This is a genomic window from Stenotrophomonas sp. Marseille-Q4652 (assembly GCF_916618915.1).
Classification (GTDB): domain Bacteria; phylum Pseudomonadota; class Gammaproteobacteria; order Xanthomonadales; family Xanthomonadaceae; genus Stenotrophomonas.
Window position 1 is genome coordinate 396,754 of sequence record NZ_CAKAKE010000001.1, and the last position, 24,734, is coordinate 421,487.

A 24,734-nucleotide genomic window follows, 5' to 3' on the forward strand; every position below is an offset into this window, starting at 1 on the left:
GCGGGAATGCCCGCGGCCGCCCCGGAGGGCGGCAGGGAAGACGCTGTGTTCACCGGCAAGGACATGGCAGTGCAGGGCAGCGGTGGAGCGCCGAGTCTAGGCCGGGCGGGGCGCCGCGGCCAGCGGGCAAGGGATTGCCCGGCGGCTCAGAACAGGACCGCCGACATGCGGCGGCGGTAGCGGCCGACCAGATCCTCGTCCTCGATCACGCGGAAGGCATCGATCAGGGCCTTGCGCGGCAGGCCATCCTGGAAGCCGCGGTCACGCTGCAGCATCGCCAGGAACTGCTCCAGCGCGGCCTCGTCCTCACCGGCGAGCAGGTGGTGCACGCCGAGCAGGTGGCGGGCCTGCAGGTCGTTGCCATCGGCGGCCACCCGTTGCGCCAGCACGTCGGCGGCCGGCGCATCCTGCAGCGCGCTGGCGAAATCCAGACGGGCGCGGGCACGGATCGCGCGATCGTCGGTAGCCAGGTTGGCCGGCAGCGCTTCGATCAGCTGCGCGGCTTCGGTGGTGGCGCCGGTACGCAGCAGGGCCAGGGCGAGGTCGAGCTTGAGCTCTTCCTTGTCCGGCTCGGCGCTGATGGCCTCGCGCAGCGCGGCGACTTCGGCCTGCGGATCCAGCGGCAGCGCTTCGGCCTCGGCGGCCTCGACCGCGGCGGCTGCGGGCTCGATGCCGTGCTGCTTCAGGAACTCACGCAGCTGGCCTTCCGGGATCACGCCGGGGAAGCCGTCCACCAGCTGGCCGCCCTTGATCAGGAACACGGTCGGCACCGAGCGGATCTGGAAGGCCGCGGCGATCTGCTGCTCGCGGTCCACGTCCACCTTGGCCAGCTCGAACGCGCCGTTGTACTCGCCGGCCAGCTTTTCCAGGATCGGTCCCAGCGTCTTGCACGGCCCGCACCAGGTGGCCCAGAAGTCGACCAGCACCGGCACCTGCAGCGATTTCTGCAGGACCTCGGCCTCGAAGGTCTCGGTGGTGGCGTCGAATACGTGGGCAAGCTCGGTCATGGTCGCGGGTTCTGCAGGCAGGAATCCCCTGTATGGTGCCAGACCCCGCCACTCTCAACCCGCCCGTGCCCGGTGATCAGGGACAATGGCGGCTGTTCCGGCAGGGCCGGATTTGCCGGAGGAATCATGTCGATCGATCGTGCGGGCCGCTGGGCCGGAGTGGCTGCGGCCCCGCTGTGGACCGCGGCGGTGCTGGGATTCGGCGCCGCGCTGCCGGGCTTTGAACAGGCGCTGCATCCGCTGGCCCTGCTGGGAGCCTCCGGCGTGCCCAATGCGATGGCCTTCAACCTGCTCGCCTTCCTGTTGCCGGCGCTGCTGGCCGGGTGGGTGGCGTTGATCCTGTTGCGACGCGTGGCCGCCGAGCCGCGCTGGAGCCTGCGCATTGGCGCGCAGCTGGTGCTGCTGTCGGTGCTGGCGTTCGCCGCCATGGGCCTGCTGCCGCTGGACAGCAGTGACCTGGAGAACCGCGCCAGCCAGCTGCATGCCAGCGCGTGGATGCTGTGGGTGGTGGCCTTCGTCCCCGGCAGCCTGCTGTTGGCAACCGGCGGTCGGGGCGACTGGCGTGCCTTGGCCCGACTGAGCCTGCTGTGCGGCCTGGGCGTGGCCGGCGGTGCCTTCGTGTTGGCCGCGCTGGTGCCGGTGGCGCTCGCCCAGCGGCTGGCATTTGCGGCCTGGCTGCTGTGGCTGGCGGCCGCGCCCTGGGCCTGGCCCGCCCGCGGTGCCGACCGGCGACCGGGGTGACACCGGCGCGGAATCCGTGCCGGCCGTCGCAACTCGTTGCTGGGGGCAAAGCGGGTTTCCCTGCCGGATCAGTGACATGGAGCCGGGGCGCCGGCACGGCCCGGGATCGATTGGAGCCGCTTGATGCACTGCGGTACCCTGTGCTGCTTTGCCGCCGCCCTAGTGTTCCATGTCCAGCGTCGAACCCAATATCTACGACCCGCAGCAGGTTGAATCGGCCGCCCAGAAGTTCTGGGATAACGCCCGTGCCTTCGAGGTCGACGAGACCTCCGACAAGCCCAAGTTCTACTGCCTGTCGATGCTCCCGTACCCGTCCGGTGCGCTGCACATGGGCCACGTGCGCAACTACACCATCGGTGACGTGATCAGCCGCTACAAGCGGATGACCGGCCACAACGTGCTGCAGCCGATGGGCTGGGACGCCTTCGGCCTGCCGGCCGAGAACGCGGCGATCAAGAACAAGACCGCCCCGGCCAAGTGGACCTACAAGAACATCGACCACATGCGCAGCCAGCTCAAATCGCTGGGTTACGCCATTGACTGGTCGCGCGAGTTCGCCACCTGCACGCCGGACTACTACGTCCACGAGCAGCGCATGTTCACCCGGCTGATGCGCAAGGGCCTGGCATACCGCCGCAACGCGGTGGTGAACTGGGATCCGGTGGACAACACCGTGCTGGCCAACGAGCAGGTCATCGACGGCCGCGGCTGGCGGTCGGGCGCGCTGGTGGAGAAGCGCGAGATCCCGCAGTGGTTCCTGCGCATCACCGACTATGCCCAGGAACTGCTGGACGGCCTGGACGAGCTCGATGGCTGGCCGGAATCGGTCAAGACCATGCAGCGCAACTGGATCGGCCGCTCCGAAGGCCTGGAGATCGAGTTCCAGGTGCGCGATGCCGCCGGCAGTGCGCTGGACCCGCTGCGCGTGTTCACCACCCGTCCGGATACCCTGATGGGCGTGAGCTTTGTTTCCATCGCCGGCGAGCACCCGCTGGCCCTGCACGCGGCGAAGAACAATCCGGCGCTGGCCGCGCTGCTGGCCGAGCTCAAGCAGGGCGGCGTGTCCGAGGCCGAGCTGGAGACCCAGGAAAAGCGCGGCATGGATACCGGCCTGAAGGCCGTGCATCCGGTCACCGGCGAGCAGGTGCCGGTGTGGGTCGCCAACTTCGTCCTGATGGGCTACGGCACCGGCGCGGTCATGGCCGTCCCCGCGCACGACCAGCGCGATTTCGAATTCGCCAGCAAGTACAGCCTGCCCAAGAAGCAGGTCATCGTGCTGAAGGATCCTCGCAACGACGAGGAGCGCAGCTGGACCCCGGACGAGTGGAAGGACTGGTACGGCGACAAGACCCGCCAGATCGAGCTCATCAACTCGGCCGAGTTTGACGGCCTGGACTTCCAGGGTGCCTTCGAGGCACTGGCCGAGCGCTTCGAGCGCAAGGGCCAGGGCCAGCGCCGCGTCAACTACCGCCTGCGCGACTGGGGCGTGAGCCGCCAGCGCTACTGGGGTTGCCCGATCCCGGTGATCTACTGCAAGAGCTGTGGCGCGGTGCCGGTGCCCGAGGACCAGCTGCCGGTGCTGCTGCCGGAGGACGTGGTGCTGGAAGGCACCGGTTCGCCGATCAAGGCTGACCCGGAATGGCGCAAGTGCAAGTGCCCCGAGTGCGGCGCTGACGCCGAGCGCGAGACCGACACCTTCGACACCTTCATGGAGTCGAGCTGGTACTACGCCCGCTACACCTCGCCGGGTGCGCGCGAGGCCGTGGACAAGCGCGGCAACTACTGGCTGCCGGTGGACCAGTACATCGGCGGCATCGAGCACGCGATCCTGCACCTGATGTACTTCCGCTTCTTCCACAAGCTGCTGCGCGACGCCCGCATGGTCGACAGCAACGAGCCGGCGAAGAACCTGCTGTGCCAGGGCATGGTCATCGCCGAGACCTTCTACCGTCCCAACCCGGACGGTTCCAAGGACTGGTTCAACCCGGCCGACGTGGACGTGGTGCGCGACGAGCGCGGCCGCATCACCGGCGCCACCCTGCGCAGCGACGGTGCGCCGGTGGTGATCGGTGGCACCGAGAAGATGTCCAAGTCCAAGAACAATGGCGTGGATCCGCAGGCGATGGTCGCCAAGTACGGCGCCGACACCGTGCGCCTGTTCTCGATGTTCGCCGCGCCGCCGGAACAGTCGCTGGAGTGGAACGAGGCCGGCGTGGATGGCATGGCGCGATTCCTGCGCCGCCTGTGGTCGCAGGTGCACAGGCACGCCGCCGATGGTGCCGCACCGGCACTGGACGTGGCCGCGCTGGACGCCGGGCAGAAGGCGATCCGCCGCAAGACCCACGAGACCATCGGCAAGGTCGGTGACGACTACGGCCGCCGCCACAGCTTCAACACCGCCATCGCCGCGGTGATGGAACTGCTCAACACCCTGGCCAAGTTCGACGACGCCAGTGAGCAGGGCCGTGCGGTGCGCCAGGAGGCCCTGCAGGCTGCGGTGCTGCTGCTCAACCCGATCACCCCGCATGCCTGCCATGCGCTGTGGCAGGTGCTGGGCCACGGCGAGACGCTGCTGGAAGACCAGCCGTTCCCGCAGGTCGACAGCAGCGCGCTGGTGCGTGATGCCATCACCCTGGCGGTGCAGGTCAACGGCAAGCTGCGCGGCACGATCGAAGTGGCCGCCGATGCGACCCGCGAGCAGATCGAAGCCCTGGGCCTGGCCGAACCGAACGCGGCCAAGTTCCTGGAAGGACTGACCGTGCGCAAGGTCATCATCGTGCCGGGCAAGATCGTCAACATCGTGGCGGCCTGAGCCACCGGTGCGGCCGGGTGACCGGCCGCAGCGATACCGCAGGCGCAGCCATGGCTGCGCCTGCGGCATTTCCGGGGTGCGCTCCTTGCCGGCATGTCGCGGTGCCCACGCGGTCTTGCGCCGCGCTCACGCGGCCCCGGCGATGATGCTCCGGCTATTGCCGCCCCCTTCCTGCTCCGCCAGACTGTTCCCATGACCCGATTCCTGCTTGCCATCGCCCTTGCCGCCGGCCTGTCCGGCTGCGGTTTCCACCTGCGCAACTCGTTGACCCTGCCGGCGGACACGCCCGCGGTGATGGTCCAGTCCTCGACCCGTTACAGCGAACTGGTGAAGCTGCTCGAACGCGGCCTCCGTGCCTCAGGTGCGGAAGTGGCCTCCGCCGACGACAAGGTGGAAGGCGCTGCCCGCCTGCAGATCCGTTCCGAACGCTGGGGCGACCTGCCCATCGCCATCGATGCGCAGGGCCGTGCACAGGAATACAGCCTGCGCTACGCCACGGTATTCGTGTTCCATCGCGCCGACGGCAGCGTGCTGGTGCCCGAGCAGGTCATCGAGCTGTCGCGCGACTACATTTCCCAGCCGGTCGACGTGACCGGTACCACGACCGAGCGCGAGATCCTGGCTGATGAACTGCGCCGCGAGATGTCAGCCTCGATCCTGCGTCGCATCGACAGCGTGATCCGCGCGCAGATCGAACATGGCACCGCCCCGGCCTCGGCGGGTTCCAGCGCTACCCCGGCGCAGGAGCCGGAACAGGTCCAGGACGGTGGCTGAGCGTCTGCCGGTACTGGCCGCCAGCCGATGCCGGCCGGCCTGACGATGGAACTGCGTCCGGAACAGCTCAGCAGCCAGGTGGCCTCGCAGCCGCTGGCCCCGGTGTACCTGGTGGCGGGGCCGGAAATGCTGCGCGTGCTCGAGGCTGCCGATGCGGTGCGCGCCCGCGCCCGCGCCGAGGGCATCAGCGAGCGCGAGGTGTTCGACGCCGATGGTCGTGATTTCGACTGGAACCAGCTCGACTCCAGCTTCAATGCGCCCAGCCTGTTCAGTGCCCGCCGCCTGGTCGAGGTGCGCCTGCCCAGTGGCAAGCCGGGCAAGGAAGGATCCGAGGTCATCAGCAACTTCTGCGCGCGTCCCCCGTCTGACGTGGTCCTGCTGATCACCGCCGGCGAGTGGAGCAAGGCGCACCAGACCAAGTGGTTCGACGCGGTGGCCAAGGCCGGCGTGGTTTCCATCGCCTGGGCGATCAAGCCGCACGAGCTGTCGGACTGGATCGACCGCCGCCTGCGCGGCAAGGGCCTGCGCGCCGATCCCGCCGCGGTACAACGCCTGGCCGAGCGGGTGGAAGGCAACCTGCTGGCCGCCGCCCAGGAAATCGACAAGCTCGCCCTGCTGGCCGAAGGCAAGGCGCTGGACGTGGCGACGATGGAGTCGCTGGTCGCCGATGCCGCCCGTTATGACGTGTTCCGCCTGGCCGAAGCCGCGTTCTCCGGCCAGCCGGGCGCGGTGATGCGCATGCTCGCCGGCCTGCGTGCCGAGGGCGAGGCGGTAGCGGCACTGATGCCCATCGTCGTGCGCGAACTGCTGCTTACCGCCGGACTGGCGCGGGTCCACGCCCGCGGCGGCAACCTGGCCGCGGAGATGAAGGGCAAGGGCATCTGGGAGGCACGGCAGGCGCCGTTCAAGCGCGCGCTGCAGCGCCATCCCGAAGCGCGTCGCTGGGAGCGCTTCGTCGCCGAGGCCTCGCGCGTGGACCGCATCGCCAAGGGCCGGCTGGAAGGCGATGCGTGGCTGGCGCTGGAGCGCCTGCTGGTAGCCGTGGCCGAGCCGCGCGCGGTACGCCTGCTGGCCCGCGCCAACGCCTGATCTTCGCCGAGTCGACCATGGCCCACGGCACCGACGCGCTGATGCTGTTCTACGGCGGCACTTTCGATCCCGTGCACCTGGGCCACCTGGCGATCGCCCGCGGCGCCCGCGATGCGCTGCAGGTTCCGGTGCGGTTGATGCCCGCGGCCGATCCGCCACATCGCGCGCCGCCCGGCGCCGATGCCGGGCAGCGGGCGCGGATGCTGGCGCTGGCCATTGCCGGCGAGGCCGGCCTGCTGCTGGATGATCGCGAGCTGCAGCGCGCCGCCCGCGATCCGGGTGTGCCCTCGTGGACGGTGGATACCCTGCTGGAGCTGCGCGCCATGGTCGGCGCGGAGCAGTCCCTGGCGCTGCTGCTGGGCGCCGACAGCCTGCTCGGGCTGCCGTCCTGGCATCGCTGGGAGGAGCTGTTCGCGCTCACCCATTTCGTGGTCGCCGACCGCCCGGGCAGCGAGCTGGGCGCGGCGCTGCCGCCGGCGCTGGCCCGGCGCCTGCAACCGGCGTGGACGCAGGAGCCCCGGGATCTCGCATGCAGCCCGGCCGGCTGCGTATGGCGTCTGGAACAGCCGCTGCGGACCGAATCGGCAACCGAGGTCCGCCGCCGCATAGGCGCTGGCGGCGACTGGCGGTCGCTGCTGCCAGCCGCGGTGGCCGACTACATCGCCGACCAGCGTCTGTATGGCTTCCAGGCTACGTGAACGCCGAACGGCCTGTCTTTCCTTATAATTGGCGCCAAATTCAGCGAGTTTTTCCTTTGATTACCGAAGCCCACGTCATCAAGACCCAACTCCCCAGCCCACCGCCGTCGGTGCCGGCCCTCCTGGCCTCCGTGCACGGCGCACTGGACGAACTCAAGGCCAAGGACCCCGTCGAGATCGATGTGCGCGGCAAGTCCAGCGTCGCCGATTTCCTGGTGGTGGTGTCCGGTACTTCCAGCCGCCACGTCAAGGCGATTGCCGACGAAGTGGTGAAGTTCGCCAAGAACCTGGGCGTGATGCCGCTGGGCGTGGAAGGCGAGCGCGAGGCCGAGTGGGTGCTGGTGGACCTGGGCGACGTGATCGTCCACGTCATGCTGCCGCGCGTGCGCGAGTTCTATGCGCTCGAGCGACTGTGGACGGTGGGCGACCAGCCGCCGTCGATCGAAGACGAGCCGGCCGCGGGCTGAGCCCGGCGGTCTTAGCGACAACGGCGCCCGAGGGCGCCGTTGTTGTTTCCAGCATCACCGCCGCGGAGGCAGGCACCATGAAGGCCAAACTGATCGCCACCGGCGAACGCGCCCCGTCCTGGGTGGCGCAGGGATTTTCCGAGTACCAGAAGCGGCTGTCGCACTGGCTGCCGCTGGAGCTGGTCGAGATCGAGCCCGGCCTGCGCGGCAAGGGGCGTGATCCCAGGCGCGCCATCGAGGACGAGGGACGCCGGGTGCTGGCGGCACTGCCCAAGAATGCCTACGTGGTGGCGCTGGACGTGCCGGGCCGCCAGCTCAGTTCCGAGCAACTGGCGCAGCGGCTGGAGCACTGGCGCAGCCAGGGGCGTGACCTGGCGTTCCTGATCGGGGGCCCGGAAGGACATTCGCCCGAGGTCTCGGCACTGGCTGACGAGAAATGGTCGATCGGGCCGTTGACCCTGCCGCACATGCTGGTGCGGCTGGTGGTGGCCGAACAGCTGTACCGCGCCGCCGCGATGCTGGCCAACCACCCTTACCACCGCGCCTGAGCCGCGCCGGCAGGGCAGGGGCGCATGACGCCCCTGCCCATGTGTTTACTGCAGCGAGAAATCCACCGGCACCAGGCCTACGGCCTGCACCGCGCGGCCGCCATCGGTGGCGGGCTGGAACTTCCACTGGCGCAGCACCTGGATGCGGGCAGCCAGGTCGAGCGAGCGATGGCCGCTGCTGCGCTCGATGTCCACCCGCAGCGGTGAACCGTCCACATCCACCAGCACCTTGAGCACCACCGTGCCCTGCTGGCCGGCGCGCAGGGCGGCGGCTGGATATGCCGGTGCCGGCGCGCGCAGGTAACGCAGCTGCACTCCGCTTGCCGGGACGTCCATGGCCGGGCCCGCCGGGGCGACGTCGATGCCGGGGACCGCGGTTTCCTCGGCCGGCTCCGAAATCTTCGCCTCCACGGCAAACACCGGGACCGCGGGTGCCTCGATCTGGACCGGTGCCAGTGCGGGCGCCGGCGGAACCACGGGTGCGACGACCGGTGCGATCTGCCGGGGCGGGGGCGGGGTGGTCACGACGACGTCCGGAATCACCCAGCGCACCTCGGTGCGTGCCGGATCCACCGGCAACGGCGTTCTCGAAAGGGGAACCAGCAGCAAACCTGCGGCGAGCACGTGCAGGGCGATGGCCGTACTCATGGCGAGCACGCGGGCGGGATCGAAGCGTTGCGGACTGGCGTAGGGCTGCGTGCGAACCATGATCCACCTCCATGACGGACAGTTGGTGACGGCAACGTGGGAAGCAGCGGACGGGCCTGATGGCGATCCCGCCGTGCCATCCCACTGCGCCAGCGCGAGGTGGTCTGCACAAGCTTGACTGGCCAGTCCAGTCAGCTGGGAGAAAGCTCCCCGACTGCCCCAGCTGCACGCGCGCTCTTTCATCTGAGCCGCATACCGGCTCCGCGAATCGTCACCAGGCATGGATGTTCCATCCTGCAGGGCAATGCGGGAAAAGCGTTGGCGACTAACTTCTCCGCAAAAATCAACCGCTTGCCGGTTCTATTGGGCTGCCGCCGGGCGGCTGCTCAGTCTTTGGTCCAATTGCAATCGTGAAAACCTGGTGTTTTTCGCGGAAAAGGCTCGTTATATTCCGGTTAACCCGGTCCTTGTTCATTTTCCAGCAAGCTTTGCCTGGTGCCGGGGGCAGTCGATCCAGATCTACCCCTTCAAACGACTTGAGAGAGGTTGGTGCTGTGACGAAGACGAAGAACTCCCTTGGTGTGAAAAGTATCAAGCGCAGCATGCTCAGCCTGGCGCTGGGCATGTGCATTGCCGGTTCCGCATGGGCTGCCGACCCGGGCAGCCTGCGCATCAGCATCAACGGTGCCGACGGCAGGCCTGTCGCCGGTGCCGAGGTCAGGGTCAGCTCGCCTGACAGCCTGGTCAGCAAGAGCGGCGTCACCGGTGCCGACGGCACGGTGCGCCTGCAGGGCCTGGATCCGGCCACCAACTACACCGTGCAGATCTCGGCAGATGGCTACAACGAGTACACCGCTTCCAACGTGGCGGTCGTCTCCGGCCGCAACCTTAGCCTGGGCTACAACCTCGGCGGCGGCAGTTCCAGTGCTAACGCGACCAATCTGGATGCCGTGCTCGTCACTGGCTCCTCGCTGGCCGCCATCGACACCACCTCCGCCACCGTCGGCTCCACGCTGACCCTGGAGATGGTGGAATCGCTGCCGACCGGCCGTAACTACCAGAGCTACCTGCAGCTGGTCCCGGGCGTGAAGCCCAGCGCCGGCGGCAACCCGTCCTCCAAGTCCGGCGTCAATTACAGCGACATCGGCGGCGCCGCGGGTACCTCGAGCGACAACATCTACCTGATCGACGGCGTCGACGTCACCGACAGCAACACCGGTACCTTTGGCGCGAACTTCAACTCGGAGATCATCCAGGAGCAGCAGGTCATCACTGGTGGCGTGCCGGCCGAATATGCGGGTGGGTCGGGCTTGATCTCCAAGGTCATCACCAAGTCCGGTAGCGACGAGTGGCACGGCTCGCTCAACTACTACCTGCAGAACGACAGCCTGGTGAACAAGGACAAGCACGACGAGTCCGGCGGCTTCTCCACCTATGACACCGCCTTTACCCTGGGTGGCCCGATCATCAAGGAGAAGCTTTGGTTCTTCGCGTCCTACCAGAAGAAGTACCGCGAGGACGACGTGCTCGACCCGAGCACGGGCGAGGCGATGCGCTCGGTCGACAACGACGGTCGCTACGCGTTCTTCAAGACCACCTGGCAGATCACCGAGAATGATCGCCTGGCCGCGACCTTCTTCAACGACCCGACCGAGATCAGCGGTTCGCGCGTTGCCACGACCCTCAACAACCGCGACTTCGCGCGCAAGCAGGGCGGTGACAACTACAAGCTCGAATACACCCGTGACTGGGGTCCGCTGCTGCTGAACGTCTATGGCTTCCGCCACGAGGGCGAGCTGAGCGACATCCCGGCCAAGCAGGACGTTTCGCTCAACAATGTCGCCTTCTTCAACTCGCCGGCGACCCTAGCGCAGCGTAGCCAGGGTGGCGGCGGCACCGCTCTGATCACCGAGCGCAACCGCGACGAGTACGGCCTGAGCCTGGAATACTACCTGGACACCTCCTGGGGTACGCACACGATCAAGGGCGGCTTCTCCTACTCGGAGAACGAGTACTTCGAGGATTCGTTGATCACCGGTCCGGACAAGGCGCGCTATGCGTCGATCGCCGCGGCCAATGCGGGCGTCACCCTGGGCCAGTTCTTCGGTCCGGGGTGGTCCGGCACCCGCTCCATCTCCAGCAGTGACTACTCGCGCCTGATCAACGACACCGGCCGTCCGGGTGTGGGCAACTCGACCGCAGCCGACCGCGCCTACTTCCTGAGCGTGGTGGACCGAAATGGCGATGGCGTGGTCTCGGTGGACGAACTTAATGCCTACCAGTTCACCAGCACGGCGGGCAACCCGACCGGCCAGGTCAACAACTACCGCATCGTCGAGGCCACGGCCGCGCCGTTCTCGGTGTTCACCAAGGGCCGCACCGCGTACCTGCAGGACACCTGGACCATCAACCAGTGGACGGTCAACGCCGGTGTCCGTGCCGAGGAGTGGACCCACTCCGACTCCAAGGGCGGGCAGTCGGCCAAGTTCGACTGGGAATTCGCCCCGCGCCTGAGCGTGGTGTATGACCTGTTCGGCGACGGCCGCTCCAAGGTGTTCGGCTTCTTCGGTCGTTACTACGATCCGATCCGCACCAACATGGCCGACTTCGCAGGCAACCTCACCGGTCCGGAGCTGCACGAGCAGATCTTCATCGGTGACCGCTGGCTCACCTTCCGCGTCCGCGGCGGCGAGAAGACCCCCGATGCACTGTTCGCACCGTCCACCAAGACCCCGTATACCGACGAGTTCATGCTGGGTGCCTCGCACACCATCGGTACCGACCTCAGCCTGTCGGTGACCTACACCCGTCGCGACACCAAGGACATCCTGGAGGACTACGACCTGGCGCTGTACTCCGACCCGACCGTGCCAGTCGGCTCGCATGGCGTGGCCCACCCGGGTTCGATGTTCTACCTGCCGTACTCGTATTTCGGCTACGACGGGGCGCCGAACTCGAACTACGTGATCGGTACCCTGGCCGGCGGCAAACGTGAGTACCAGGGCCTGGAAGTCACCCTGCAGAAGTACAAGAGCAACAACTGGCAGGGCATGCTGTCCTACACCTACAACGACGCCCACGGCAACACCAACTCCGACTCCAACGCGGACTTCCAGGGTGACTGGCTGGCCATCGACCCGCGTGCTCCCAACATGTGGGGACGCCAGCCGGGCAACATTGAGCACCAGTTCAAGGCCTGGGGCTCGTACGAGTTCGATTTCGGCCTCGAGCTGAGCGCGGTGTTCAACTGGAACAGCGGCATCATCTACAGCCGCTCGCAGCTGATCTCCGGACGCTACCTGCCGGTGATGGGTGACGAGTACGAGTACGACGGCATCTATGACACGTGGGTGCTGCCGAACAGCATCGGCGCCGAAACCGGTCCGTCGTACTACACGCTGGATGTGCGCGCGAAGTACGTCAAGGAGCTGCCGGTTGGCCAGCTGGAGTTCTTCGTCGACATCTTCAATGTGCTGAACAAGCAGTCGGCCACCAGCCACATGGCCCTGGTCGACGGCAATGGCGTGTATGACTTCGGCCAGCCCAACGACTGGGTCGAGCCGCGTCGTGCCTACCTGGGCGTGCGTTACTCGTTCTGAGCCGCAGGGTGCCCTGTCGCAAAAGACCGGCGCCTTCGGGCGCCGGTCCTTTTTCCGGGTGGCTATACGTCGGCAGCGTCGCGTGCCGCACCCGGGCAGAAGGCCCGGACAGGCAGGGGCGGACAATGCCGCCCGCCGCGGGTTCAACGGCCCAGTTCGAACACCACGTCCAGGCTCACCGACAGCGTGGTTTCGCCCGGCGCCACCGGCGTGGATTCGAGACGGTCCGCCTTGGCCATGGCCATCACCGGGACCGGATGGAAGCCGCCGCCACCGCCTTCGGAAATGCTGACGATGCGGCGCACGCGCAGGCCCAGCGACCTGGCATAGGTCTCGGCACGGGCCTGGGCCTTCTTCAGGGCTGCCACACGGGCTTCATCCTGCACCGGCTCCGGGTCATCGATCTGGAAGCTGGGGCCATTGATCTGGTTGGCGCCCTGCGCGGCAAGTACGTCGAGCACCTGGCCCAGTCTGGCGATGTCGCGGACCTTCACGTTGACCGTATTGCTGGCCTGGTAGCCGGTGATCTTCGGTGCCTCGTTCTCGGCGTAGCGGTACTGCGGGTTGAGGTTGATGCCGCTGGTCTGCACGTCGCGCTCGGCGATGCCGGCCTTGCGGATCGCGGCCACCACCCTCGCCATCTGCTCTGCGTTCTGGCGCATGGCGGCGTTGCCGTCGGCGGCCTGGGTGACCACGCCGGCCGACAGCGTGGCCACGTCCGGCACGCGGCTGGCCTCGGCCTGGGCGGAGACGTTCAACAAGGTGGCGTCGGCGGCAATGCCAACGGCGGGCGCCGTGGTCTGCGCGTGGGCGGCCACGGCAGCTCCCAGGGCAAGGGACAGGGCGAACAGCACGGGGGTGATGGATCGGCGGCGCATGGTGGCTCCTTGGTGTGCGCGGGAAGAGTGTTGCCGCACGGATGAACACTTGGTGAGGCGCGCCGGCTTTTGTGGTCTCCGCGCCCCCGCGTCAACCATCCAGCCAGCCGCCGCGGGTTATCCTTCCGCGATGCTCTATCTTGCCTCCCGCTCTCCCCGAAGACACGAACTGCTGGCACGCCTTGGCGTGCCGTTTGCCCCGCTCGATCCGCAGGTGGAGGAGGTGCGCGGCCCACAGGAATCCGCCCTCGACTACGTGCGCCGCGTGGCCACCGAAAAGGCCCGGGCCGGCCTCGCACTGGTTGCCGCCGAGCCGGACGCGGTGGTGCTGGGTTCGGACACCGAAGTGGTGCTGGACGAGCGCGTGTTCGGCAAGCCGGCCGACGCCGACGATGCCGCGGCAATGCTGCGTACCCTGTCAGGCCGCACCCACCAGGTGATCACCGTCGTCGCGCTGGCGGCCCATGGCCGCACCGAGTCGGTGACGGTGGAATCGCAGGTGGCCTTCGAGGAGCTGGACGAGGCCGACATCACCGCCTACGTCGCTACCGGCGAGCCGATGGGCAAGGCCGGAGCCTATGCGATCCAGGGCGGCGCCGAGCGCCATATCCGCCATCTGGCCGGCAGCTATTCCGGCGTGATGGGGTTGCCGCTGCAGCAGACCGCGCAGTTGCTGCGCCAGTTCGGCCTGCTGCCGGGCACCACCGAGCCAGGACATCCGCCGGCAACGGCTGCAATGCACAGGGGAACATGAGCGTCATGTCCGAAGAGATCCTGGTCAATGTCACCCCCCGCGAGACGCGCGTTGCGGTGATCGAGAACGGAATGCTGCAGGAGCTGCACATCGAGCGCGGCTGGCGCCGTGGCGTGGTGGGCAACATCTACAAGGGCAGGGTGCAGCGGGTGATGCCCGGTATGCAGGCGGCCTTCGTCGAGGTCGGGCTGGAGCGTGCTGCGTTCCTGCACGCCAACGACGTCGTGCGGCCGGCGCCGGTCACCAGCGACGATGCCGATTCGGCCCTGCCGCTGCCCTCGACCACGCCGATCGTCGAGCTGCTGCGTGACGGCCAGGACATCGTGGTGCAGGTGGTCAAGGATCCGATCGGCAGCAAGGGCGCGCGCCTGACCACGCAGATCTCGATCCCGTCGCGCTACCTGGTGCTGTTGCCGCAGTCGCGGATGATCGGCGTGTCGGCGCGGATCGAGGACGAGGCCGAGCGCCAGCGCCTGAAGACCCTGGTGGCCGACCTGGCCGCCAGCCACGGCGGCTACGGCTACATCATCCGCACCAATGCCGAGGGCCAGCCGGCCGAAGCCATTGCCGAGGACATCGCCTACCTGTCGCGGGTGTGGAACGTGGTCGAGCGCCGCGGCCGCGAGGCGCCGTCGTGCAGCATCATCTACGAGGACCTGAGCCTGCCGCTGCGTTCGGTGCGCGACCTGATCCGCAAGGACGTGGACAAGGTCAAGGTCGATTCCAAGGAGACGTTTGGCCAGCTGCAGGCCTTCGTCAACAAGTACATGCCGGTGCTGGCCGAGAAGCTGGAGCTGTACACCGGCGACCGCCCGATCTTCGACATGTACGGCGTGGAGGACGAGATCGGCCGTGCGCTGGACAAGCAGGTGCCACTCAAGTCCGGCGGCTACCTGGTCATCGACCAGACCGAGGCGATGACCACGATCGACGTCAACACCGGCTCGTTCCTGGGCCAGCGCAACCTCGAGGAAACGGTGTACCGCACCAATCTGGAGGCCGCCCAGGCGGTGGCGCGGCAGCTGCGCCTGCGCAACCTCGGCGGCATCATCATCATCGACTTCATCGACATGGATGACGCCGAGCACCGCCGCCAGGTGCTGCGCACGCTGGAGAAGGCGCTGGCGCGCGACCACGCCAAGACCACGGTGTACGAGTTCTCGCCGCTGGGCCTGGTGGAAATGACCCGCAAGCGCACCGTCGAGAGCCTGGAGCGGCAGTTGTCCGAGCCATGCCCGGAATGCAGTGGCCGCGGTTCGATCAAGACCGCCGAGACGGTGACCTACGAGATCTTCCGCGAGATCACCCGCGCCGTGCGCCAGTTCGATGCCGCGCGCCTGCTGGTGATCGCCTCGTCCAAGGTGGTGGCGCGCATCACCGACGAGGAGTCGACCGCGGTGGCCGAGCTGGAGGAATTCCTCGGCAAGAGCATCCGCTTCCAGGCCGACGAGCAGTACCTGCAGGAACAGTTCGATGTGGTCCTGCTCTGACCTCATCCGGTGCCCGGTCGCGGGCGCTGGTGTCCCTTCCGGCTCGGCTTGATGCAGACCCCGCCGCGCCGTCGCCTGCGCCTGCTGCGCCGCTATGCGTTCTACGCGCTGGCGGTGGCCCTGGTCTGCGTGGCGCTGGTGGTCGGCGCGATCAGCCAGCTGCTGCCGCTGGTCGAACAGCATCCGGACAAGGTCGCCGCCTGGCTCAGTGACCGCGCCGGCCAGCCGGTGCGTTTTGACGACGTGGAAACAGCTTGGACCCGGCGTGGCCCACTGCTGCGGTTGGACGGGCTGCACATCGGCCGGGGCGAGGGCGTGCGCATCGGCCAGGCCGAGGTGCTGGTGTCGCTTTACACCGGGCTGTGGCCAGGCAGCTCGTTCACCGAGCTGCGCCTGCGCGGGCTGTCGCTGACGCTGGAGCGGGCCGGGGATGGCCGCTGGTCGGTGCGCGGCCTGCCCGGTGGTGGCGGTGGTGATCCGCTGGACACCCTGCGCAACCTGGGCGAGCTGCAGGTCATCGATGGCCGCTTGACCGTCGATGCGCCGTCGCTCGGCGTGCAGACCGAAGTGCCGCGGCTGGACCTGCGCGTGCGCGTGGACGGACAGCACCTGCGCGCCGGCGCGCGCGGCTGGATCGATGCTGGCGCGCCGCCGCTGGTCGCCACCTTGGACTTCGACCGGCAGGCAGGGGATGGCCTGGCCTGGGTCGCGGCCGAACCGGCGGACCTGGCCGCGTGGTCGCAGCTGCTGCAGTTCGCTGGCGTGCGCGTGCAGGCCGGCAAGGGCGATGTGCGCAGCTGGGTGCAGCTGCGCGACCACCGGGTCGTGGCCATCACCACCGACGCGGACCTGCGCGGAGTGCGGCTGGCCGGCACGCCGCTGGAAAAAGGCGCGGACGCGCCGCTGGAAACCTTCGACACCCTGCAGTTGCGCGCGCGCTGGCTGCACACCGCCGAGGGCTGGCGGCTGGATGCACCGCGCCTGTGGCTGGGCTGGGAGGGCGGCGAGCAGCAGCTGGACGGCCTGCTGCTGGCCGGCGGCGAGCGTTTCGCCCTGGCCGGCGAACAGCTGGACCTGACGCCACTGCTGCGCGTGGCCAGCCTCAGCGACCGGATCGACGCCGGCACCCGCCGCTGGTTGCGCCAGGCCCAGCCGCAGCTGCGTTTTTCGCGGGTGCAGGTCGGTGGCCTGCGCGGCGGTGCGCTGCGTGGCAGTGGCGACTTGGACGAGATGGCCTTCGCCCCGGTGGGCGGGGCGCCGGGCCTGTCGGGGTTGCGAGGGCATTTCGAGGGCGATGGCGAGGCGGTCGAGCTGACCCTGCGCCCGGACAGCACCCTGGCGTTCGACTGGCCCGGCGGTTTTGGCGAGGTGCATGAGATCCGACTTGCTGGACGCCTGGTCGGCTGGCGCGAGGGCGAGGGCTGGCGCCTGGGTACGCCGGCGATGCGCGTGCAGGGCTCCAACTACGCCGCCGACCTGCGCGGCGGGGTCTGGTTCCAGGGCGATGGGACCCGGCCGTGGCTGGACCTGGCCGCCGAACTGGACGACGTGCCGATGGTCGCGGCCAAGCGCTTCTGGGTGCGCTCGAAGATGAGCCAGGCCGCGATCGACTGGCTCGATGCCGCGCTGGTGGATGGCCAAGTGCGTAACGGTCGCGGACTGGTGTCCGGGGACCTCGATGACTGGCCGTTCGACGGCAACAACGGCCGCTTCGAGGCCAGCGGCCATATCGACCAGGGCGCGATCCGCTTCCAGCAGGAATGGCCGGTAATGGAGCAGATGCAGGCCGACATCGCCTTCATCGCCAACGGCTTCACCATCCGCGGCCGTGGTGACCTGGCCGGCGTGCCGGTGGAGCGCTTCGAGGCCGGCATCCCCGACTTCGGCGAGTCGCGGCTGCGGGTAACCGCCGACAGCCGCGCTGATGCCGCGCAGCTGCTGGCGATGCTCAGGCAGAGCCCGCTGCGCGAGGACCATGCCGACACCTTCGACAACCTGGTTGCCAGTGGACCGACGCGGGTCAGCTTCGACCTGCAGCAGCCGCTGCATGCCGAGGACGGCCCGGGCCGGTTGTCCGGCGAGGTCGAGCTGCGCGGCGCGCGGCTGGTCGACAAGCGCTGGGACCTGCGTACCGATGCGGTGCGCGGCATCGCCCGTTACAGCGAGGGCGGTTTCGCCGCGCCGGAGCTGGCGGTGCGCATGAACGACCACGACGGCGTGCTGGCACTGCGCGCCGGGGCGCATGTCGAAGACCCGGGCAATGTGTTCGAGGCACGCCTGTCGGCGATGCTGGATGCACGGACCCTGCTTCAGCGCGCACCGGAACTGTCCTGGCTGCAGCCACGCATCGACGGCATCTCGCGCTGGACCGTGGGCGTGGACGTGCCGCGCACGGCACCGGGCGTGGCCGTGGATCCGCCCAGCGAGCTGCGCCTGCGCTCGGACCTGGTCGGCACCGCGCTGCTGCTGCCCGCGCCGCTGGACAAGCCCGCCGGCGAGGCGCTGCCGACCACGGTCAGCGCCAGCCTGCCGCTGGGCAGCGGCCGCGTGGACGTGGCGTTCGGCAAGCGCCTTGCCCTGGCTGCACAGGGTCGACAGGGCCGTACCGGCGTACAGGTCACGCTGGGTGACGACGAGGTCGATCGCCCACCGCCGGCCGATGGGCTGGTGGTCACCGGCCGCACCGGCAGCCTGGATGCACTGGAATGGATTGGCCTGGCGCGCGGAGCGGCAGACGGGCCGGAGAGCGCGGACAGCACGGCCAGCACGGCCAGCACGGCCAGCAGCGACTCGCTGGCCCTGCGCCAGGTCGACGTGCAGGCCGCGCAGCTGCTGCTGGCCGGCGGCATGTTTGCCGACACCCGGCTGCAACTGCGGCCGCGCCGCGATGCGGTGACGGTGCAGCTCGATGGCCCATCGCTGGCCGGCGAGCTGGAGGTACCCAACGCCGATGGCGGCACCATCGTCGGCAAGCTGGACCGCGTGCACTGGAAGATGGCGCCGACCGCTGCGGCGCTGGTGGGTGAGCCCGCGGCGCCTGCCAGCGAGGCAACCGATCCGGCCAAGGTGCCGCCGCTGTCGCTGGTGGTGGATGATCTGCGTTTCGGGACCGCCCAGCTCGGCGGTGCCGCGTTGCGTACGCGTCAGTTGCGTGACGGGCTGGAGGTCGAGCAGCTGCAGCTGCGCGCGCCGCGCCAGGCCATCGACATCACCGGCCAATGGCGTGGCACCGGCGACCAGGCCAGTACCCGCCTGCACGCGTCGGTGACCAGCGAGGATCTTGGGCAACTGCTGCAGAGCCTTGATTACGGCGGCCAGCTGCGTGGCGGGCAGGGCACCCTGGAGCTGGAGGCCCGCTGGCCCGGTGGCCCGGGCAGCTTCGCCCTGGCCGAACTGCAGGGCTCGCTGGCGCTGCAGGCCCGCAATGGCCAGCTGCTGGAAGTGGAGCCCGGGGCCGGGCGCGTGTTGGGCCTGCTGAGCGTGGCCCAGCTGCCGCGCCGGCTGATGCTGGATTTCCGCGACTTCTTCTCGCGCGGCTTTGCCTTCAACCAGATCGAGGGCCGGGTGCAGTTCGGTCAGGGCACGGCGCGTACCGAGGGCGTCAGCATCGAAAGCCCGGCCGCCGACCTGCTGATCAGCGGCCAGACCGACCTGCGCACCCAGCAGTTCGACCAGACCATCGACGTCAACCCGCGCTCGGGCAACCTGCTGACCGTGGTCGGCGCGGTGGCGGGTGGTCCGGTCGGCGCGGCCGTGGGTGCCGCTGCCAACGCCGTGCTGTCCAAGCCGCTGGGCGGAATCGGCGCGCGCACCTATCACGTCACCGGGCCGTGGAAGGATCCGAAGGTCGAGGTGATCGAACGCAACACCCCCGCGGCGCCGCCGCCGGCCAGTCCGCGTGGAAAGCCCGTCGTCTCGCCGCCCGGCGCGAACCCGGACACACTGCCTTCCCCGGCCCCGGGCCAAGCTTGAACGCCGTTCGCTTGCGATCGGCGCCCCCATCCCCACTTCCAGAGCCATGACCGACACCGCCCTCAGCCTTGCCCAGTCCCGCCTGCTGCTTCCCGCGGGCCTGGACGACCATCTCCTGGAACGCACCTTCGGCACCCTGCTGGGCCCGGGCATCGATTTCGGCGACCTGTACTTCCAGCATTCGCGGCGCGAGAGCTGGAGCATGGAGGACGGCATCGTCAAGGACGGCGCCCATTCCATCGAACAGGGCGTGGGCGTGCGCGCCATTGCCGGTGAGAAGACCGGCTTTTCCTATTCCGATGACATCCACCCCGACGCGCTGCGCGTGGCCGCGCAGTCGGCGCGTGCGATCTCCCGCGACGGCGGCGCACGGGACGCGCGCTCGCTGGTCCGCGGCAACGGGCGCGCGCTGTACCCGGCCATCGATCCGGTCGACAGCCTCGGCAACGAGGCCAAGGTGGAGATGCTCAAGCGCCTGGACCGCTTCCTGCGCGCGGCCGACCCGCGGGTGCAGCAGGTGATGGTCAGCCTGTCCGGCGGCGTGGACACCGTGCTGGTGGCGCGCAGCGACGGCGTGCTCGCCGCCGACGTACGCCCGCTGGTGCGCCTGAACGTGCAGGTGCTGGTCGAGCAGAACGGCCGCCGCGAGTCGGGTTATGCCGGTGGCGGTGGCCGCTACGACTACGCCGAACTGTTCGCCGGTGACCGCCCGGAAGCCTTCGCCCGCGAGGCGTTGCGCCAGGCGCTGGTCAACCTCGAGGCGATCCCGGCGCCGGCCGGGGTGATGCCGGTGGTACTGGGCCCGGGCTGGCCCGGCGTGCTGCTGCACGAGGCCGTCGGCCACGGGCTGGAGGGCGATTTCAACCGCAAGGGCACCAGTGTCTACGCCGGCCGCATCGGCGAGCGCGTGGCCTCGCCCGGGGTGACCATCGTCGACGACGGCACGCTCGACGGCCGCCGTGGTTCGCTCAACATCGACGACGAGGGCACGCCGACCCAGTGCACCACCCTGATCGAGGACGGCATCCTGGTCGGCTACATGCAGGACACCCTCAACGCCCGGCTGATGGGCGTGGCGCCGACCGGCAACGGCCGCCGCGAATCGTTCGCGCACCTGACCATGCCGCGCATGACCAACACCTACATGCGGGCCGGCCAGCACGATCCGCAGGAAATGATCCGTTCGGTGAAGAAGGGCCTGTACGCGGTCAACTTCGGCGGCGGCCAGGTCGACATCACCAGCGGCAAGTACGTGTTCTCGGCCACCGAGGCCTACCTGATCGAGGACGGCCGGATCACCGCGCCGGTGAAGGGCGCGACCCTGATCGGCAACGGCCCGGAAACCATGCAGAAGGTGCGCATGGTCGGCAACGACCTGGCGCTGGACGAGGGCGTGGGCATCTGCGGCAAGGACGGGCAGAGCGTGCCGGTGGGCGTGGGCCAGCCGTCGTTGCTGATCGACGGCCTCACCGTGGGTGGTACCCAGGCCTGAGCGTGATGCCGTCAGTGGCACCCGCGTGCTGGATGGCCGGCATTTGCCGGCCGCGACAGTGGGAAGGGCGCGGCGCCGGGGCGCCGCACCGCTCAGTCGTTTTCTTCCTCGTCGAAGTCCTCGTCCGCGTCGGACGCGACATCGCCGCCGACCTGCGCCGGCAGCATCAGCCCGCGCAGCACCTGGTAGATCTCGCGGTACGCGCGCGGCGGCTTGTTCCTGGCCTTCTCGGCCCGGGCGTTGCGCACCAGCGTGCGCAGCTGCTGGCGGTCGGCCTGCGGGTATTCCTCGAGGAGCTCGCCCAGCGCGGCGTCGCCTTCGGCCAGCAGGCGCTCGCGCCAGCGTTCGATGCGATGCATGATCGCCACCTCGCGTCGCGAGGTCTCGCTGTTGGCGCTGAGCGCGTCGCGGATCGCCTCCAGGGTCGAGTCCTCTTCCCGGCGCATCTGCTTGGCCAGGAAGGCCAGCTGCCGCTTGCGCGCGCCGTGCGAGGTGATGCGCTTGCTGGACTCGATGTGTCCCAGCAGGTCCTCGGGGATCGGCAGCCGGGCCAGCTGGGCCGGGGTCAGGTCCACCAGCTGTTCGCCCAGCGCCAGGATCTCCAGCGCCTCGCGCCGGTTCTGGCTGCGGCTTTCGCCAAGGAATTCACCGGTTTCTTCGTCGCGTCCGCGCATCGTCCTTCCAATTCGATCTATCGCCCCGCCACGCGGGGTCACAACGTCCACAGGATAAAGCATTGAACGCCATCACCCCTGAAACCCGGGCCAGCGACGACAGCCTGCAGCGGCTGGAGAACCTGGCCGGCATCTCCCAGCGCCTGCTCGAGCGTGCCCGGGCCATGGGCGCCACCCAGGCCGAAGTCAGCTGCAGCGAGGAGCGTGGGCTGGAGGTCAACGTGCGCCTGGGCGAGGTGGAGACCGTGGAATCCACCCACGACCGCGGCATTGCGGTGACCGTGTACTTCGGCCAGCGCAAGGGCAGCGCCAGCACTGCCGACCTGCAGGAATCCAGCCTGGAGGCCACCGTCGCCCAGGCCTGCGCGATCGCCCGCCATACCGAGGACGACCCGGCCGCCGGCCTGGCCGATCCGGAACTGATGGCCACCGGGTTCCCCGACCTGGACCTCTGGCACCCGTGGCAGCTCGGCGCCGACGAGGCGATCGACCTGGCGCTGGCCTGCGAGGCCGCCGGGCGCGATGCCGATCCGCGCATCAGCAATTCCGACGGCGCTTCGGTCGGCACCAGCCAGAGCCTGTCGGTCTACGCCAACTCGCACGGCTTCATCGGCCGCGACCGCGGCAGCCATCACTCCATCGGCTGCGCGCTGATCGGTGGGCAGGGCGATGGCATGCAGCGCGACGGCTGGTACTCCAGCGCGTTGGCCCGCGAGGACCTGCAGGACGCCGCGCAGATCGGCCGCACCGCCGCCGAGCGCACGCTGGCGCGCCTGCAGCCGCGCTCGCTGCCCACCGGCGAGGTGCCGGTGCTGTTCGCCAGCGAGGTCGCCCGTTCGCTGATCGGCCACCTGCTGTCGGCCGTGTCTGGCGGCTCGCTGTACCGCCGGGCCAGCTTCCTGCTCGACAGCGCCGGCACGGCGCTGTTCCCGTCGTGGTTCAACATCGACGAGCTGCCGCTGCTGCGCCGTGGCCTGCGCTCGTCCGCCTTCGATGGCGAGGGCGTGGCCACGCGCAATTCGGCGCTGGTCAGCGACGGCGTGCTGCAGCGTTACATCCTTGGCAGCTACTCGGCGCGCAAGCTGGGCCTGCAGACCACGGCCAATGCCGGCGGCGTGCACAACCTGCAGGTCAGCGCCAATGCCGGCGACCGCGCCTCGCTGGTGGCCGGGATGGGACGCGGCCTGCTGGTCACCGAACTGATGGGGCAGGGCGTCAATGGCGTCACCGGCGACTACTCGCGTGGTGCCGGTGGTTTCTGGGTGGAGAACGGACAGATCGCCTATCCGGTGGACGGCATCACCATCGCTGGCAATCTCAGGCAGATGTTCGCCTCGATCGAGGCGGTGGGCAGCGACGTGGATCCGCGTTCGCACGTGCGTACCGGTTCCATCCTGGTCGGCAGGATGACCGTCGCAGGCGAAGATTGACGTATTCTTAACTGGTTGCGTCGTGCGGGGGGACCGGCGGCGCAACGTCCACCAAGACTACGATCCAGCCATCAGGGGAGTACCGTGAGCGAATTTGAAAACAGCACCGCACCGCAGGACCAGCGCACCATGGCGCTGGTGGCCCATATCCTTGGCATCTTCACCTGGGTCGTCGGTGCCCTGATCGTCTGGCTGATCAACAAGGATGATGCCGGCAAGGGTTTCGTCGTCGACCAGGCCAAGGAAGCGCTGAACTTCCAGATCACCATGGGCATCGCGTTCATCGCGACGATGATCCTGGTCATCATCAGCTTCGGCCTGCTGTTCTTCCTGCCGGGCCTGCTGGGTATCGTCAACCTGGTGTTCTGCATCATCGCCGCGGTCAAGGCCAACAATGGCGAGACCTATCGCTATCCGTTCGCGCTGCGCCTGATCAAGTAAGCGTCGGCAGCAGCGACACGCAAAAAGGCCCGGGATTCCCGGACCTTTTTGGTTTGTTTCGGTCGTGCCGGCTCAGTGGCTGCGCTCGACTGCCAGTCGCGCCAGTGCCTGCAGCGCGGAGGCGCGCTCGCCGAAGGGCTGCAGTTCACCGGCCATGCGCGTGGTCAGCTGCGCCAGGTAGGCCTTGGCTTCGTGCATGCCGAGCAGGGCCGGGAAGGTCGACTTGTCCTGCGCACTGTCCTTGCCGGCGGTCTTGCCGAGCTGGTCGGAACTGGCTTCCACGTCGAGGATGTCGTCGCGCACCTGGAATGCCAGGCCCAGGGTGGCGGCGAAGCGGTCCAGTCGTTGCAGCGTGGCTTCGTCCGCACCTCCGCACAGCGCGCCCATGCGCACCGCCGCACGGATCAGTGCGCCGGTCTTGAGCGCATGCATGCGTTCGAGGTCGGCCAGCGGCTGCTGTTGGCCGGTGGCGTCGATGTCCAGTGCCTGGCCGCCGCACATGCCGGCCGCGCCGGAGGCATCGGCCAGGGTCTGCAGGCAGGCCACGCGCAGTTCGGCCGCAGCCGGCATCGATGCCAGCAGCGAGAACGCAGCGGCCTGGAGCGCATCGGCGGCGAGGATGGCGGTGGCTTCGTCGTAGGCCACGTGGACCGTCGGGCGGCCGCGACGCAGCTCGTCGTCGTCCATCGCCGGCAGGTCGTCATGCACCAGCGAATAGGCGTGGATCATTTCCACCGCGGCGGCCGGGGCATCCAGCAGGGCCTCGTCGGCGCCCAGCAGGTTGCCGGCGGCATAGGCCAGCAGCGGGCGCATGCGCTTGCCGCCGCCGAGCGTGGCGTAGCGCATGGCCTGGTGCAGCCTCAGCGGCGCAACGGTAGCCGCCGGCAAGGCGGCATCGAGCTGGCGTTCGGTGCGCTCGCGCCAGTGCCCGAACAGGGCCTCAGTCGTCATTGCCAAGGCTGTCGAACGGCTCGGACTTGTCCGGCTGGGCGGGATCGGTGAGCAGGCGCACGCGCAGTTCGGCCTGTTCCAGCGCCTGCTGGCACTGGCGGTAGAGGCCGACGCCGCGTTCGTAGGCGCTGAGCGACTGCTCCAGGCTCAGGTCGCCGGCTTCCATCTTCTCGACCAGTTGCTCCAGTTCCTCGAGCGAGCGCTCGAACTGGGCGACCGGGGAGGTTTCGGGTTTTGACTTGGACATGCCCGGAAGTGTGAGCGGCAGG

The 24,734-nt window shown here is 68.8% G+C and carries 20 protein-coding genes; 14 read left to right on the forward strand and 6 right to left on the reverse strand.

The window, feature by feature from the left end; all coding sequences use genetic code 11:
• Positions 1–146: 146 nt before the first annotated feature.
• A complete protein-coding gene (trxA, locus tag LG380_RS01830; RefSeq protein WP_225763338.1) occupies positions 147–1,007 on the reverse strand; it encodes a thioredoxin in 861 nt (286 codons plus the stop codon).
• A 123-nt stretch (positions 1,008–1,130) separates the two neighbouring features.
• Between trxA and LG380_RS01835 the strand changes: the two genes are divergently transcribed.
• The 7 genes from LG380_RS01835 (at position 1,131) to rlmH (ending at position 8,136) form a co-directional block, all read left to right on the forward strand.
• Complete coding sequence (locus LG380_RS01835) at positions 1,131–1,748, forward strand: DUF998 domain-containing protein (RefSeq protein WP_225766411.1); 618 nt, start codon at positions 1,131–1,133, stop codon at positions 1,746–1,748.
• Positions 1,749–1,917: 169 nt separating this feature from the next.
• Positions 1,918–4,560 (forward strand): leucine--tRNA ligase, encoded by a 2,643-nt coding sequence (gene leuS, locus LG380_RS01840; RefSeq protein ID WP_225763339.1) that lies wholly within the window; start codon positions 1,918–1,920, stop codon positions 4,558–4,560.
• 192 nt (positions 4,561–4,752) lie between these two features.
• Entirely contained in the window at positions 4,753–5,334 is a 582-nt protein-coding gene (lptE, locus tag LG380_RS01845; protein WP_225763340.1) for an LPS assembly lipoprotein LptE, read from the forward strand.
• 45 nt (positions 5,335–5,379) lie between these two features.
• Positions 5,380–6,423 (forward strand): DNA polymerase III subunit delta, encoded by a 1,044-nt coding sequence (holA, locus tag LG380_RS01850; RefSeq protein ID WP_225763341.1) that lies wholly within the window; start codon positions 5,380–5,382, stop codon positions 6,421–6,423.
• Between the two features lie 17 nt (positions 6,424–6,440).
• Positions 6,441–7,121 (forward strand): nicotinate-nucleotide adenylyltransferase, encoded by a 681-nt coding sequence (gene nadD, locus LG380_RS01855; RefSeq protein ID WP_225763342.1) that lies wholly within the window; start codon positions 6,441–6,443, stop codon positions 7,119–7,121.
• 56 nt (positions 7,122–7,177) lie between these two features.
• Positions 7,178–7,588 (forward strand): ribosome silencing factor, encoded by a 411-nt coding sequence (gene rsfS, locus LG380_RS01860; protein ID WP_225763343.1) that lies wholly within the window; start codon positions 7,178–7,180, stop codon positions 7,586–7,588.
• Positions 7,589–7,665: 77 nt separating this feature from the next.
• Positions 7,666–8,136 (forward strand): 23S rRNA (pseudouridine(1915)-N(3))-methyltransferase RlmH, encoded by a 471-nt coding sequence (gene rlmH / locus LG380_RS01865; protein ID WP_225763344.1) that lies wholly within the window; start codon positions 7,666–7,668, stop codon positions 8,134–8,136.
• A gap of 45 nt (positions 8,137–8,181) precedes the next feature.
• On the opposite strand, the gene LG380_RS01870 is transcribed toward rlmH, so the two are convergent.
• A complete protein-coding gene (locus LG380_RS01870; protein WP_225766412.1) occupies positions 8,182–8,847 on the reverse strand; it encodes a TonB family protein in 666 nt (221 codons plus the stop codon).
• A gap of 518 nt (positions 8,848–9,365) precedes the next feature.
• On the opposite strand from LG380_RS01870, the gene LG380_RS01875 reads away from it, so the two are divergent.
• Positions 9,366–12,383 carry a TonB-dependent receptor gene (locus tag LG380_RS01875; protein WP_225763345.1) on the forward strand — a complete coding sequence of 1,006 codons (3,018 nt, stop codon included), beginning with the start codon at positions 9,366–9,368 and terminating at the stop codon, positions 12,381–12,383.
• A 143-nt stretch (positions 12,384–12,526) separates the two neighbouring features.
• On the opposite strand, the gene LG380_RS01880 is transcribed toward LG380_RS01875, so the two are convergent.
• Positions 12,527–13,261 carry an SIMPL domain-containing protein gene (locus LG380_RS01880; RefSeq protein WP_225763346.1) on the reverse strand — a complete coding sequence of 245 codons (735 nt, stop codon included), beginning with the start codon at positions 13,259–13,261 and terminating at the stop codon, positions 12,527–12,529.
• Between the two features lie 130 nt (positions 13,262–13,391).
• Here LG380_RS01880 and LG380_RS01885 point away from each other — a divergent pair, with 130 nt between their 5' ends.
• From LG380_RS01885 to tldD, 4 genes are read left to right on the forward strand one after another with little or no spacing between them, the layout of a single operon-like run.
• Positions 13,392–14,015, forward strand: coding sequence for a Maf family nucleotide pyrophosphatase (locus tag LG380_RS01885; protein ID WP_225763347.1), 624 nt, complete (start codon positions 13,392–13,394; stop codon positions 14,013–14,015).
• Positions 14,016–14,020: 5 nt separating this feature from the next.
• Positions 14,021–15,505 (forward strand): ribonuclease G, encoded by a 1,485-nt coding sequence (gene rng / locus LG380_RS01890; protein WP_225763348.1) that lies wholly within the window; start codon positions 14,021–14,023, stop codon positions 15,503–15,505.
• A gap of 51 nt (positions 15,506–15,556) precedes the next feature.
• The gene (locus LG380_RS01895) at positions 15,557–19,477 is read left to right on the forward strand and encodes a YhdP family protein (protein WP_225763349.1); all 3,921 of its coding nucleotides are present in this window, start codon (positions 15,557–15,559) and stop codon (positions 19,475–19,477) included.
• A gap of 46 nt (positions 19,478–19,523) precedes the next feature.
• Positions 19,524–20,969 carry a metalloprotease TldD gene (gene tldD, locus LG380_RS01900; protein WP_225763350.1) on the forward strand — a complete coding sequence of 482 codons (1,446 nt, stop codon included), beginning with the start codon at positions 19,524–19,526 and terminating at the stop codon, positions 20,967–20,969.
• A 92-nt stretch (positions 20,970–21,061) separates the two neighbouring features.
• Here the strand turns inward: tldD and yjgA are convergent, their stop codons facing one another.
• On the reverse strand, positions 21,062–21,643 hold the full coding sequence (gene yjgA, locus LG380_RS01905; RefSeq protein ID WP_225763351.1) for a ribosome biogenesis factor YjgA: 582 nt from the start codon (positions 21,641–21,643) through the stop codon (positions 21,062–21,064).
• 62 nt (positions 21,644–21,705) lie between these two features.
• Here yjgA and pmbA point away from each other — a divergent pair, with 62 nt between their 5' ends.
• Both pmbA and LG380_RS01915 read left to right on the forward strand, forming a co-directional pair.
• Positions 21,706–23,073: a metalloprotease PmbA gene (gene pmbA / locus LG380_RS01910; RefSeq protein WP_225763352.1), complete on the forward strand. Its 1,368-nt coding sequence runs from the start codon at positions 21,706–21,708 to the stop codon at positions 23,071–23,073.
• 84 nt (positions 23,074–23,157) lie between these two features.
• A complete protein-coding gene (locus tag LG380_RS01915; RefSeq protein ID WP_225763353.1) occupies positions 23,158–23,514 on the forward strand; it encodes a DUF4870 domain-containing protein in 357 nt (118 codons plus the stop codon).
• 72 nt (positions 23,515–23,586) lie between these two features.
• Here the strand turns inward: LG380_RS01915 and LG380_RS01920 are convergent, their stop codons facing one another.
• A complete protein-coding gene (locus LG380_RS01920) occupies positions 23,587–24,465 on the reverse strand; it encodes a farnesyl diphosphate synthase (protein ID WP_225763354.1) in 879 nt (292 codons plus the stop codon).
• Complete coding sequence (locus tag LG380_RS01925) at positions 24,455–24,712, reverse strand: exodeoxyribonuclease VII small subunit (protein WP_225763355.1); 258 nt, start codon at positions 24,710–24,712, stop codon at positions 24,455–24,457. The genes LG380_RS01920 and LG380_RS01925 overlap by 11 nt, the downstream gene beginning before the upstream one ends.
• Positions 24,713–24,734 lie beyond the last annotated feature (22 nt).